Here is a 12,122-nt window from a genome sequence, read left to right as displayed (position 1 = left end):
CGTGCTTGAGCTTGCGCGTGTAGCGGCGTTACTCGACTTTGTATTTCAGGTCGCAGATCGCCTGGGCCTCGGCGACGTCGAGGGTGCCCTCGTAGATCGCACGGCCGGTGATCGCGCCGATGATGCCGGGGGCGTTGGCGTCCAGCAGCGCCTGGATGTCGCCGATGTTATGGATGCCGCCGGAGGCGATCACCGGGATCTTCGTGGCGTTGGCGAGCGCCGCCGTGGCCGGGACGTTGCAGCCCTGCATCATGCCGTCGCGGGCGATGTCGGTGTAGACGATCGCCGAAACGCCATCGGCCTCGAAGCGCTTGGCCAGATCGATGACCTGCACCTGACTGACTTCCGCCCAGCCGTCGGTGGCGACGAACCCGTCCTTCGCATCCAGGCCGACGATGACCTTGCCGGGGAAGGCGCGGCAGGCTTCGCCGACGAATTCCGGCTGCTTCACCGCCTTGGTGCCGATGATCACGTAGCTGACCCCGGCCTTGACGTAGTGCTCGATGGTTTCCAGCGAACGGATGCCGCCGCCGATCTGGATCGGCAGTTCCGGATAGCGCTTGGCGATGGCGGTGACTACCTCGCCGTTCACCGGCTGCCCTTCGAAGGCACCGTTCAGGTCGACCAGGTGCAGACGCCGGCAACCGGCCTCGACCCACTTGGCGGCCATGCTCACCGGGTCATCGGAGAACACCGTGGAATCTTCCATGCGGCCTTGGCGCAGACGTACGCAGGCGCCGTCCTTCAGATCGATAGCGGGGATAATCAGCATTGCTTTTTTCCTAACGTCAAAAAGAGCGGCAAGCTGCAAGCAGGCACGCATCAAGCTTGTGGCTTGCCGCTTGAAGCTTGCTGCTCACCAGCGTCCATCCCAGGCGGCGAAGTTCTGCAGCAGTTGCAGGCCGTGGGTATGGCTCTTTTCCGGGTGGAATTGCACGGCGAAGCGCGAACCGTCGGCCAGCGCGGCGGCGAAATCGACGCCGTAATGCCCGCGCCCGGCGACCTGGCGCGGATTGCCGGCCTCGATGTAATAGCTGTGTACGAAGTAGAAGCGGCCCATGTCCGGGATGTTGTGCCAGAGCGGGTGGTCGACGGCCTGCCGGACCTCGTTCCAGCCCATGTGCGGCACCTTGAGGTGCTCACCGTCCTCGTGCAGATCCTTACCGAAGAAACGCACCTGTCCGGGGAACAGGCCGATGCAGTCGACCCCGCCGTTCTCTTCGCTGTGCTCCAGCAGGGCCTGCATGCCCACGCAGATGCCGAGGAACGGCCGGTCGACGCTCACCTCGCGGACCAGCGTGTCGAAGCCGAGCCGGCGAATCTCCGCCATGCAGTCGCGAATCGCGCCGACGCCGGGAAACACCACCCGGTCGGCCTCGCGGATCACGGCGGCATCGCTGGTGATCTGCACCTTGCCGGCGCCCACGTGCTCGAGGGCCTTGGCCACCGAGTGAAGGTTGCCCATGCCGTAGTCGATGACAGCAACCGTCTGCATCAGAGGCAACCTTTGGTGGAGGGCATCTGCCCGGCCATGCGCTCGTCCAGGCTGATCGCCATGCGCAGCGCGCGGCCGAACGCCTTGAACACCGTCTCGATCTGGTGGTGGGTGTTGTGCCCGCGCAGGTTGTCGATGTGCAGGGTAACCAGAGCATGGTTGACGAAGCCCTGGAAGAACTCCTGGAACAGGTCCACGTCGAAACCGCCGACCACCGCACGGGTGAAGGGTACGTGCATCTGCAGGCCGGGACGGCCGGAGAAATCGATCACCACGCGGGACAACGCTTCATCCAGCGGCACGTAGGAATGCCCGTAGCGAACGATGCCCTTCTTGTCGCCGATGGCCTTGGCGAAGGCCTGGCCCAGGGTGATGCCGACGTCTTCCACGGTGTGGTGGTCGTCGATATGCAGATCGCCCTTGCACTCGATGTCCAGGTCGATCAAGCCATGACGGGCGATCTGGTCGAGCATGTGCTCGAGGAAGGGTACGCCGATATCGAAGCGCGCCTTACCGGTGCCATCCAGGTTGATCGAGACCTTGATCTGGGTCTCCAGGGTGTTGCGCTCGACGGATGCCGTACGTTCGGCCATCACCAGCTCCACGAAAAACTCAAGGGGAAAAGGCCGCCATTATAGGCGCGAGGCCGGGGGCGCGGCTACCGGCGGCGGTCGGCCGGGTTTACACTTCACCCCCCAGCCGAGGAGCCCGCCCATGCCCGTGATCGTCGAAGCCGTCAGTGCCCCGAGCGAACAGGATCGCGCCGACCTGGCGAAGATTTACGCCGATGCGCCGGCTTGGCTGATCGTCCCCCATGCCGATACCGGTAGCCTGATCGCTGCCTGCCTGGATGACGGTACGTTTATCGCCGGTCGATTCAATGACCGCCTGCTGGGCGCCGGCCGCCTGCGGAAGTACGCGGATCGCTGGGTCCTGTCCCATCTCTGCGTGCGCCGGGTCACGCGCGGCCGTGGCGTCGGCCGGCGCCTGCTCGACGAAGCCCGGCGGTTGGCGTTCGAGGCGGGTAAGCCGCTGCATCTGGCGGCCCCGGACGGTCATCTGGAAAGCCAGGCGCTGGCGGCGCGCCTGCAATTACCGATGGAATCGCTCTAGCGTTGGCCCAGCGCCGAAGGCTTTCCCCTCGATCCACGCAACCAGAACAGACTGACCACACAGAAGCCGGCCAACCCAAGCCCCCAGGCCTGCTGGCCCGACGTCAGCCACAGACTCCACACCAACGCCAGCAGCGCCATGCCCGTCAACCTGGCGATCTCCACCACTCTTGCGCCGGCATGGCCTTCGAACAGCAGGCCGAGGCCGACACAACCTGCGAGAATCGAAAACGCCAGCAGCCAAGGCTCCCAGAACGCGGCCCGCGCGACGCTGGCGAGAAAGCCCAGCGCCAGCGCATTGATCGCAACGAACTGCACCAGGGCATAACCACGTAGACCGGGCGGGTAACGCTCGGCGAATTTTTCCTCGCCCATCTTCGGCCAAGGGCGGCACAGCACGTCGGCCGGCCGCCAGCCCGTCGGCATCCACCACAGACGCAGCTTGTCCCACCAGCGCCGGGTCGCCCGGGCATCGTCCCAGAGCAGGCGCCACCAGGAGAACTGCAGCCGGATCGGATCGAAGGTCCGCACCGGCGTTGTCACACCGTAACACACCGGCTCGGATTCCTCGGCGAAGGTACCGAACAGCCGGTCCCAGACGATGAAGACGCCGCCATGGTTGCGGTCGATATAGCAGGCGTTCTGCCCATGATGGACGCGGTGCAGCGAGGGCGTGACCAAGACCCGCTCCAGCCAACCCAGGCGGCCGACATGCTGGGTATGAATCCAGAACTGATAGGCCAACTGGATGCCGAGCAGCACCAGGAATAGCGGCAGCGGTACGCCGAGCAACGCCAGCGGCAGATAGAACGGCCAGTCGAAGGCCGGCTGGAAGGCGCCTTTGCGCAAGGCCGTGGACAGGTTGAAGTCTTCGCTGGAATGGTGCGGCTGGTGCGCGCCCCACAGCAGGTTGTAGCGATGCAGGCTGCGATGGGCCCAGTAGAAACAGAAGTCCACCGCCACGAAGCCACCCAGCCATACCCACGGCGACGCCGCATCCAGCTCGAACAGGCGGACATGCTCGTAGAGCCAGGCATAAGGAACGATCAACAGCAGCCGCAGCGGCCCTTCCTGCAGTACCCGCAGCACCGCCGTGTTGATACTGGTGCTCGCATCGGCGAGGCGGTAGGTGTGCCGGCCGGCATGGCGCTCATAGGCCAGCTCCAGCAGCATCAGCAGAACGTAAAGCGGAAAGGCGAGTACGGCGACGTTCATGGGACAGGCTCCGTCGTTCTTGTCCCTCGAGCCTAACGCCGATGCTCCCTCCTCCGCCTGCCGAAGCCGCCAGATTCACCGGCCCATGACGCCAACCGGCCGGCGGCTGCATCATTCGACGCTGATGTCCCGCGAGCGCGGCGAACGCTCGCCACGCAGGCAAAGCTGACCGCCATCCACCTTGACCTGGATGTCCTCGCGCTTCACGCCAGCCAGCTCGGCCTTGATCAGGTAGGCTTCTGGCGTTTCACTGACATCCACCGCCGGCGCCCAGTCGGTGGCGGTCATCATCTCCTGGCTGAGGGAAGGGAAATTCTTGCCGAGCAGGCGTGGATAATGGTTGAAGAAATCATCGAATTCACGCAGCGGATTCCAACGGGTAAGCGACATGACGGGCCTCCTCTTTGGACTCGAAACGGCCGGGATGGCCGCCTCTCAACGCTATGCGTAAGACACCGGGGGGCCTTGACCTGCATCAAGCGAAAGAACCATGACCGACTACCGAATGGACAGTATCGACACCCTCATCATCGGTGCCGGCGCCCTTGGCCTGGCCTGTGCCGCGCGCCTGGCCTCGCCCTCGCGCAGCCTGCTGATCGTCGAAGCGGAAAGACTGATCGGCAGCCACACATCCAGCCGCAACTCCGAAGTGATCCACGCCGGCCTCTATTACCCACCCGGCTCGCTGAAGGCAGAACTCTGCCTGGAGGGCCGCGAACGCCTCTACGCCTGGTGCGAGCGATATGGCGTGCCCCATCGGCGCATCGGCAAGCTGCTGGTGGCCGTGGAAGACGCCGAGCGCAGCAAACTGGAAAGCCTGGCCGCCAATGCCGATGCCTGCGGTGTCCACGACCTGCAGCCGCTCGAACGCGACCAACTGGAGCGCCTCGAACCGGCCGTGCGCGGCGTGGCGGCCCTGCTCTCGCCGAGTACCGGCATCATCGACAGCCACCACTACCTGCAATCGCTCCTAGCCGCCGCGGAAAATCGCGGTGCCCAACTGGTGCTGGATACCCGCGTCGAACGCCTGCGGCAAGCCCCTGATGGCTGGATCGTAGAAGGCGTCAGCAGCGGCGAACCATTTCAGTTGCGTGCCGAACAGGTGATCAACGCCGGAGGTTTATTCGCCCAGCAACTCGCGAGTCGAACCGAAGGCTTGCGCGCCGACCTGATACCGCCGCTGCACCTGTGCCAGGGCCGCTATTTCAGCTACTCCGGCCGCTCGCCGTTCCAGCACCTGATCTACCCGATGCCGGAGGCCAACACGGCCGGGCTCGGCATCCATGCCACCCTGGACATGGGCGGGCAACTGCGCTTCGGCCCGGACGTGCACTATCTCGATGCCCTCGACTACACGGTGGACGAAGCCCTGCGCGAGCCCTTCGCCCTAGCCATCGCCCGCTACTTTCCGAGCCTCGACCCAGGCCGCCTGAGCCCCGGCCACAGCGGCATACGGCCGAAACTCTCCGGCCCCGGGGAACCGGCCGCCGACTTCCTCATCCAAACCCCACCCGATCATGGCCTCCCCGGCCTGATCAACCTGTTCGGTATCGAATCGCCGGGCCTGACAGCCAGCCTCGCGATCGCCGAGCGGATCGGCGGTTCGTGAGGGCCCGGAGCGCTATACTCCTCGCCTTCGATTGTTTTGCACTCACACAAGGACTCGTCCATGAAAGCCTTTGGCAAGATCCTGGGCCTCTTCTTCCTCGGTCTGCTACTGATCGTCGTGGCACTGGGCTTCGCCCTGACCCACCTGTTCGACCCCAACGACTACAAGGACGAGATCCGCCAGATCGCCCGCGACAAGGCCAACCTGGAACTGGCCCTGAATGGCGACATCGGCTGGAGCCTGTTCCCCTGGCTCGGCCTCGAACTGCACCAGACCACCCTGGCCAGCGCCGCCACACCGGACAAGCCGTTCGCCGACCTGCAGATGATCGGTCTGTCGGTCCGCGTGCTGCCGCTGCTGCGCAAGGAAGTGCAGATGAGCGACATCCGCATCGAGGGCCTCAACCTGACCCTCAGCCGCGACGAAAAAGGCCGTGGCAACTGGGAAGATATCGGCCGTCCCGCACAGGCCAGCACCACCACCGGGAAACCGGCGGAAACGCAGCCCGCGCCGCAACCCACCGAACCGGTCGAGGAAAAACCGGCGCAACCGATCAAGCTGGACATCGACAGCCTGACCGTGAACAACGCCCGGATCGACTACCAGGACGCCAAGACGGGCCAGCAATTCAGCGCCGAAGGCATCGAACTCACCACTGGCGCCATCCGTGAGGGCAGCAGCATTCCACTCAAGCTCAGCGCCTTCTTCGGCACCAACCAGCCTGTGATACGCGCCCGTACCGAACTGCTGGGCGACCTGCGCTTCGACCGCGCGCTCAAGCGCTACCAACTGGAAAACGCCAAGCTCTCCGGCGAGGTTTCCGGCGAGCCGCTGCAAGGCAAGACCCTCACCTTCGGCGCCCAGGGCGAGCTGCTGGCCGACCTCGCCGCCCAGGTCGCCGAATGGAACAGCCTGAAACTCTCGGCCAACCAGTTGCGCGGCCTCGGCGAACTGAAGGTTCGTGACCTGGACAAGGAGCCGAAACTCACCGGCGGCCTATCCATCGCCCAATTCAACCTGCGCGAATTCCTCGAAGGTATTGGCCAACCCTTGCCACCGATGGCCGACGCCGATGCTCTCGGCAAGGCTGAGCTGGTCGCGCGCCTCAACGGCACCCCGGCCAGCCTGGCCCTGGAAGAGCTGAACCTGAAACTGGACGACAGCAGCTTCACTGGCCGCATCGCCATCGCCGACTTCGCCAAGCAGGCCCTGCGCGTCCAACTCAAGGGCGACCGTCTGGACCTCGACCGCTACCTGCCGCCCAAGTCCAAGGAAGCCGAAGGCGCCAGCGCCGCACGCAAGACCGAAGTGAAGGAAGCCGTCGCCAGCGCCGGCCAGAGCGGCACCACGCCGTTGCCCAAGGCACCGACCCAGCAGGCCTGGAGCGAAGAACCGGTGCTGCCGCTGGAGCCATTGCGCAAACTCGACGTCGAGGCGACCCTCAGCCTCGCCCAGCTCACCCTGAACAAGCTGCCCATCGAGAACGCCACCCTGAAAACCAAGGGCAAGGGCGGCCTGCTGAACCTCGAAGACATGCGCGGCAATCTCTACAACGGCACCTTCGAAGCCAAGGGACAGCTCGATGTCCGTCAGCAGGTACCGCAACTGAGCGTGCAGAAACGCGTCGCCCGGATTCCCGTGGAAAAACTGATCCAGACCCAGGGCGAGAAGCCGCCGGTCAAGGGGCTGCTGGACATGACCGCCGACATCAAAACCAGCGGCAACAGCCAGAAGGCCTGGGTGGATGCCCTCAACGGCAACGCCAGCTTCGTCCTGAACGACGGCGTACTGGTAGACGCCAACCTGGAACAGCAGCTCTGCCAGGGCATCGCCACGCTCAACCGCAAGTCGCTGAGCGGCGAGCCGCGCGGCAAGGACACTCCCTTCGAAGAGCTGAAGGGCAACCTGGTGTTCCGCAACGGCGTGGCCAACAACCCGGACCTCAAGGCCCGCATCCCCGGCCTGACCGTCAACGGCAACGGCGACGTGGACCTGCGAGTCCTGGGCATGGACTACCGCGTCGGCATCGTCATCGAAGGCGACAAGAACGCCATGCCAGACCCGGCCTGCCAGGTCAACGAACGCTACGTCGGCCTGGAATGGCCGCTGCACTGCCGTGGCCCGCTGGAACTCGGCGCCAAGGCCTGCCGTCTGGACAAGGACGGCATGGGCAAGATCGCCGCCAAGCTGGCCGGCGACAAGATCAGCGAAAAGCTGGAAGAAAAACTCGGCGACAAAGTCAGTCCGGAACTCAAAGACGCACTCAAGGGCCTGTTCAAGCGATGACACCCGAGCAATTCGGCGCGGCGGTACTGGATTGGTACGACCGCCACGGCCGCAAGGACCTGCCCTGGCAACAGGGCATCACCCCCTATCGGGTCTGGGTCTCGGAGATCATGCTGCAGCAGACTCAGGTCAGCACCGTGCTCGACTACTTCGACCGCTTCATGGCCGCCCTGCCCACCGTCCAGGCGCTGGCCGCTGCGGAAGAAGACGAAGTGCTGCATTTGTGGACCGGGCTCGGCTACTACAGCCGAGCCCGCAACCTGCACAAGACGGCGAAGATCGTGGTCGAACGCCACGACGGCGAATTCCCGCGCGACGTCGAGCAGCTTGCCGAACTGCCCGGCATCGGCCGCTCCACCGCCGGCGCCATCGCCAGCCTGTCCATGGGCCTGCGTGCGCCCATCCTCGACGGCAATGTCAAGCGAGTCCTGGCCCGCTACCTCGCCCAGGAAGGCTACCCGGGCGAACCCAGGGTGGCCCGCCAGCTCTGGGACGCCGCCGAACGCTTCACCCCCTACGAGCGGGTCAACCACTACACCCAGGCGATGATGGACCTGGGCGCCACGCTCTGTACCCGCAGCAAGCCGAGCTGCCTGCTCTGCCCACTGCGCAGCGGCTGCCGAGCCAACCTGCTGGGTCGGGAAAGCGACTTCCCTGCGGCGAAACCGCGCAAAGCACTGCCGCAGAAACGCACCCTGATGCCCCTGCTGGCCAACCGGGAAGGTGCCATTCTGCTCTACCGGCGCCCCTCCAGCGGGCTCTGGGGCGGACTCTGGAGCCTGCCGGAACTCGACGACCTCGAGGCCCTCGCCCCGCTCGCCGCCCAACACGCCCTGCGCCTCGGCGAGCGCCGCGAACTGCCCGGCCTGACTCACACGTTCAGTCACTTCCAACTGGCCATCGAGCCCTGGCTGGTCCGGGTAGACACTGCCACCCCCGCCGTGGCCGAGGCCGACTGGCTCTGGTATAACCTCGCCACCCCGCCGCGCCTGGGCCTCGCCGCACCGGTGAAAAAACTGCTCAAGCGCGCCGCCGATGAGTTGAATGCAGGAGAGATGTCATGACCCGCACCGTGCACTGCCGCAAATACAACGAAGACCTCCCCGGCCTCGACCGCCCGCCCTACCCCGGCGCCAAGGGCGAAGACATCTACAACAACGTGTCGAAGAAAGCCTGGGACGAGTGGCAGAAGCACCAGACCATGCTCATCAACGAACGCCGCCTGAACATGATGAACGCCGAGGACCGCAAGTTCCTCCAGCAGGAGATGGACAAGTTCCTTTCCGGCCAGGAATACGCCCAGGCGGAAGGCTACGTACCCCCGAGCCAGTGAGACCGACAAACGTAACCGCCCGTCAAGCCTGAAAAAATTTCTTCGCCTCGCTTGACACTGCGAAGCCAAATCCGTTTAATGGCGCCCCGTTGCCCAGGTAGCTCAGTCGGTAGAGCAGGGGATTGAAAATCCCCGTGTCGGCGGTTCGATTCCGTCCCTGGGCACCATGACATGTAAGCCCCTGATTCCGCGAGGTTTCGGGGGCTTCGTCTTTCTGGAGGAGCTGTAGCCCGCCCCACTTGAGTGCACACGGCGGGTACACGATGGCGTTTATGGCCCCCCCTGGAAAGACCCAAGAAGCGGCATCTACTACATTCGCCGCCGCGTCCCGAAGGACGTGAAGCCCCAACTCCCCCAATTCGGCGAGTTCTACAAGCGCAGCCTTGAGACGACCTGCCGACTCGAAGCCAAGACCCGCTTCGCAGCAGAGTGGACCAGATCCGAAGAGCTCTTTGGCCGAGCGCGCCTTCAGAATCAGGGCGGCTGCCAACCAAGTGCTCGTGATGCCGTACAGATGGCCGCATGGTGGGCAAAGCGTGAGCTTGAGAATTCCGAGCAATCAGGCAATTTTGAGCAATGGCTCATCTGCACGGATGACGATGTAGAAACACTGGCCTCGTGCTTTGGCGCAGGGAAAGCGAGGGACATGCTGAAGCGGCGCGACTTCGGATCAAGCCGTATGGCGAGCCTCGACAACGTCATTTCTGAAGAACTGTCTCGACACAACCTCCCCCCGGCAGCCCATGGCTCAGCCTTCGAGAGGCGTTCCTTGCCAAACACTGGAGCTCTCGGAGATAGCCTTCAAGCGCTATCACGATGACCATGCAACCGCACTGAGTATGCCGATAGAAGCACCAGTAATGGGGAAATAGCCGGAGCGATCATCAGTTACATGCCCCTTGAAATTTTTGGTGGACCTCGCCGCCTCTACAAGCGGGGATAGGCTTGCGACCATCCATCACATTGACGAACGCGTCACCTACAAATAACGTAAAGTTCACCGCCCCCAAGAGGGCGCTTTGAGATGAGCCAAGGAGAAGGGCCATGCCAGATAGCTATGATCGAGTAAGGCCAAGCACATTTACTGGCAATGCTGTCAAAAGCCCTACTTATCTCTTCTACTCGTCCGTAATGCCATGACCCAAGCAGCCTTGGTAAATCCGACCATTCTGACGTGGTCCCGCGAACGTGCAGGTCTGTCTGCTGAGCAGGTCGCTAAAAAGCTTCCCGTCAAACCTGAGAGCGTCAAAAAATGGGAAGCAGGAGAGGCAAAACCTACGTTCTTGCAGGCTCAAAAGTGGGCAAATGTTGCTCATATCCCTTTTGGCTTTCTCTTTCTTCCAAAGCCTCCAGCAGAAGAGCTTCCTCTACCGGACCTGAGAACCGTACGAGGAATCGCTCCCGAGCGGCCCAGCCTTAATCTGCTGGACACTGTGAAAGACGCCATACGCAAGCAAGACTGGTACCTTGAATATCTTCAAGACCAACAACGTGAAGAGCTGCCCTTCGTTGGCCGATTTACACCGCAATCTCCAGTAAAGGCAGTTGTAGCCGACATGCGCGCGACCTTGGGGGTTAACCCTGACGCTGCACGGCTTGATTACGACAAATACAGCCGCGCACTCATCAAGGCAGCAGAAGATGTCGGAGTTTTGGTAATGCGCAGCGGCATTGCCCTTGGGAACACTCACCGTAAATTAGAGGTTGATGAGTTTCGCGGCTTTGCTATCAGCAATGCGTACGCACCTGTCGTTTTCATCAACAGCGCCGATGCACCAACCGCGCGCCTTTTTACGCTAATGCATGAGCTTGCGCATATCTGGATCGGTAGCAGTGGTGTTTCTGATGGAAATACCGCTGCTGGCAGAGCAGAAGAGCGCTTCTGCAACGCTGTGGCAGGTGAGTTCCTTGCCCCAGAAGACCTATTCCGAGCGGCGTGGAATGCTCAAATTTCCTGGGAAGAAAATCTTGCCCCCATGTCCACGCGCTTCCATCTCAGCAAGCTGGCTATAGGCCGTCGAGCGCTTGACCTTGAGTACATTACTCAGCACCAATACAGCGCCTATTATCGACGCGTCCTCAAGGACTTTCAGGACAAAGAAGGTGGCATGGGCGACTACTACAGGAACGCGACTGCAAAAAATAGCGCGCGCCTAAGTAGAGCAGTACTAAACGAAGCACTGAGCGGCCGACTTCTATTGCGCGACGCGGGATTCATCCTGGGTGTGCAGCCGGCCAAGTTAAGGACTCTCGCCAATAAGCTCACGGAATGAAGCATCTACTCGACGCGAACACTCTAATCGAAGCCAAGAACCGCTATTACGGCATGGCCTTCTGCCCTGCATTCTGGCAATGGTTGCTCCTGCAGAACCAAGCACTGGAGTTAGCCAGCATTACATCAGTGATGGACGAGATAGCCAAAGGCAAAGACGAGTTGGCGGAATGGACTGCCAATAACCCGGCTTTCTTCCACACCATTAGCGATGAGCAGACACAGGCTGCCTACATTGATGTCGCCGCGCATGTAGCCCAACTGTCCCCCAACATGAAGCCAGGAGCATTGGAAGAATTTCTGTCTGGGGCAGACCCGTGGCTTATCGCCAAAGCCATGTGCACAGGAGCCACCGTGGTCACCCACGAGGTCCTAAACCTGGAAGTGAAGCGGAAATTTATTATCCCCAATGTCTGCAAGCACTTTCAGGTCCCTTATATGAATACGTTCGAGCTACTCCACGCTCTGGACGCTCAATTCGTGCTGCCACAACATTAAACCTCTGGGCGTGGGTACACGCACCGGGTACACTTCACGCCCTACAAGCTCCCCAAGGAGTTGCTTCAGAGCGGGTTTACAGGTCTTCAGCCAGTGTCGGCGGTTCGATTCCGTCCCTGGGCACCATGAATGCCGAAGCCCCGAAACTGCAAAGTTTCGGGGCTTTTGTTTTGCGCCTTAAAAATCTACCAACACCGAGCTTAGTGGTAAGCGAACGGGCATCACACCTTGCCGGCGGGCACCCAGTTGTGCGGCAGCAGCTCGGCCAGGGCGCTGGCCTTCTGCGTCGGCAGGCGCGTGAG

Annotated in this window: 13 protein-coding genes and 1 tRNA gene; 9 read left to right on the top strand and 5 right to left on the bottom strand. The window is 62.5% G+C overall.

Annotated features, from left to right (window positions below; translation table 11 throughout):
- Window positions 1–28 precede the first annotated feature (28 nt).
- The 3 genes from hisA to hisB all read right to left on the bottom strand — a co-directional run bounded on the left by hisA (window position 29) and on the right by hisB (window position 2,088).
- The gene (hisA, locus tag BZL41_RS20700) at window positions 29–772 is read right to left on the bottom strand and encodes a 1-(5-phosphoribosyl)-5-[(5-phosphoribosylamino)methylideneamino]imidazole-4-carboxamide isomerase (protein ID WP_084335866.1); all 744 of its coding nucleotides are present in this window, start codon (window positions 770–772) and stop codon (window positions 29–31) included.
- Window positions 773–856: 84 nt separating this feature from the next.
- The gene (gene hisH / locus BZL41_RS20695) at window positions 857–1,495 is read right to left on the bottom strand and encodes an imidazole glycerol phosphate synthase subunit HisH (RefSeq protein WP_095601017.1); all 639 of its coding nucleotides are present in this window, start codon (window positions 1,493–1,495) and stop codon (window positions 857–859) included.
- Window positions 1,495–2,088: an imidazoleglycerol-phosphate dehydratase HisB gene (gene hisB / locus BZL41_RS20690; RefSeq protein ID WP_084335868.1), complete on the bottom strand. Its 594-nt coding sequence runs from the start codon at window positions 2,086–2,088 to the stop codon at window positions 1,495–1,497. The genes hisH and hisB overlap by 1 nt, the downstream gene beginning before the upstream one ends.
- A 121-nt stretch (window positions 2,089–2,209) precedes the next feature.
- On the opposite strand from hisB, the gene BZL41_RS20685 reads away from it, so the two are divergent.
- Window positions 2,210–2,608, top strand: coding sequence for an acetyl-CoA sensor PanZ family protein (locus BZL41_RS20685; protein WP_095601016.1), 399 nt, complete (start codon window positions 2,210–2,212; stop codon window positions 2,606–2,608).
- On the opposite strand, the gene BZL41_RS20680 is transcribed toward BZL41_RS20685, so the two are convergent.
- Window positions 2,605–3,822, bottom strand: coding sequence for a sterol desaturase family protein (locus BZL41_RS20680; protein WP_095601015.1), 1,218 nt, complete (start codon window positions 3,820–3,822; stop codon window positions 2,605–2,607). The genes BZL41_RS20685 and BZL41_RS20680 overlap by 4 nt on opposite strands.
- Before the next feature lie 111 nt (window positions 3,823–3,933).
- Window positions 3,934–4,212, bottom strand: coding sequence for an Hsp20/alpha crystallin family protein (locus BZL41_RS20675; protein WP_095601014.1), 279 nt, complete (start codon window positions 4,210–4,212; stop codon window positions 3,934–3,936).
- A gap of 115 nt (window positions 4,213–4,327) precedes the next feature.
- On the opposite strand from BZL41_RS20675, the gene BZL41_RS20670 reads away from it, so the two are divergent.
- From BZL41_RS20670 to BZL41_RS20640, 8 genes are all read left to right on the top strand, one after another.
- A complete protein-coding gene (locus tag BZL41_RS20670; protein WP_095601040.1) occupies window positions 4,328–5,431 on the top strand; it encodes an NAD(P)/FAD-dependent oxidoreductase in 1,104 nt (367 codons plus the stop codon).
- Window positions 5,432–5,491: 60 nt separating this feature from the next.
- A complete protein-coding gene (locus BZL41_RS20665) occupies window positions 5,492–7,717 on the top strand; it encodes an AsmA family protein (protein ID WP_095601013.1) in 2,226 nt (741 codons plus the stop codon).
- Window positions 7,714–8,781, top strand: a complete 1,068-nt coding sequence (mutY, locus tag BZL41_RS20660; protein WP_095601012.1) for an A/G-specific adenine glycosylase — start codon at window positions 7,714–7,716, stop codon at window positions 8,779–8,781. The genes BZL41_RS20665 and mutY overlap by 4 nt, the downstream gene beginning before the upstream one ends.
- Window positions 8,778–9,050 carry an oxidative damage protection protein gene (locus BZL41_RS20655; protein WP_095601011.1) on the top strand — a complete coding sequence of 91 codons (273 nt, stop codon included), beginning with the start codon at window positions 8,778–8,780 and terminating at the stop codon, window positions 9,048–9,050. Before mutY ends, BZL41_RS20655 begins: the two co-directional genes overlap by 4 nt.
- Window positions 9,051–9,141: 91 nt before the next feature.
- A tRNA-Phe gene (locus BZL41_RS20650) sits at window positions 9,142–9,217 on the top strand.
- Window positions 9,218–9,387: 170 nt separating this feature from the next.
- Complete coding sequence (locus BZL41_RS28195; protein WP_143518137.1) at window positions 9,388–9,870, top strand: hypothetical protein; 483 nt, start codon at window positions 9,388–9,390, stop codon at window positions 9,868–9,870.
- Between the two features lie 316 nt (window positions 9,871–10,186).
- Entirely contained in the window at window positions 10,187–11,323 is a 1,137-nt protein-coding gene (locus tag BZL41_RS20645) for an ImmA/IrrE family metallo-endopeptidase (RefSeq protein WP_095601010.1), read from the top strand.
- Complete coding sequence (locus tag BZL41_RS20640) at window positions 11,320–11,820, top strand: DUF4411 family protein (RefSeq protein WP_095601009.1); 501 nt, start codon at window positions 11,320–11,322, stop codon at window positions 11,818–11,820. Before BZL41_RS20645 ends, BZL41_RS20640 begins: the two co-directional genes overlap by 4 nt.
- Window positions 11,821–12,122: the final 302 nt, after the last annotated feature.

The organism is Pseudomonas sp. PIC25 (assembly GCF_002286785.1).
Classification (GTDB): Bacteria; Pseudomonadota; Gammaproteobacteria; order Pseudomonadales; family Pseudomonadaceae; genus Pseudomonas_M.
This window is presented reverse-complemented; position numbering and strand designations above follow the sequence as displayed.

Excerpts from the sequence above, each read along its gene's own strand:
- hisH (WP_095601017.1), bottom strand. The coding sequence starts at position 1,495 with ATGCAGACGGTTGCTGTCATCGACTACGGCATGGGCAACCTTCACTCG.
- hisA (WP_084335866.1), bottom strand. The coding sequence starts at position 772 with ATGCTGATTATCCCCGCTATCGATCTGAAGGACGGCGCCTGCGTACGT.
- BZL41_RS20675 (WP_095601014.1), bottom strand. The coding sequence starts at position 4,212 with ATGTCGCTTACCCGTTGGAATCCGCTGCGTGAATTCGATGATTTCTTC.
- BZL41_RS20645 (WP_095601010.1), top strand. The coding sequence starts at position 10,187 with ATGACCCAAGCAGCCTTGGTAAATCCGACCATTCTGACGTGGTCCCGC.
- BZL41_RS20670 (WP_095601040.1), top strand. The coding sequence starts at position 4,328 with ATGGACAGTATCGACACCCTCATCATCGGTGCCGGCGCCCTTGGCCTG.
- hisB (WP_084335868.1), bottom strand. The coding sequence starts at position 2,088 with ATGGCCGAACGTACGGCATCCGTCGAGCGCAACACCCTGGAGACCCAG.
- BZL41_RS20680 (WP_095601015.1), bottom strand. The coding sequence starts at position 3,822 with ATGAACGTCGCCGTACTCGCCTTTCCGCTTTACGTTCTGCTGATGCTG.
- BZL41_RS20685 (WP_095601016.1), top strand. The coding sequence starts at position 2,210 with ATGCCCGTGATCGTCGAAGCCGTCAGTGCCCCGAGCGAACAGGATCGC.
- BZL41_RS20640 (WP_095601009.1), top strand. The coding sequence starts at position 11,320 with ATGAAGCATCTACTCGACGCGAACACTCTAATCGAAGCCAAGAACCGC.
- BZL41_RS20655 (WP_095601011.1), top strand. The coding sequence starts at position 8,778 with ATGACCCGCACCGTGCACTGCCGCAAATACAACGAAGACCTCCCCGGC.
- BZL41_RS20665 (WP_095601013.1), top strand. The coding sequence starts at position 5,492 with ATGAAAGCCTTTGGCAAGATCCTGGGCCTCTTCTTCCTCGGTCTGCTA.
- mutY (WP_095601012.1), top strand. The coding sequence starts at position 7,714 with ATGACACCCGAGCAATTCGGCGCGGCGGTACTGGATTGGTACGACCGC.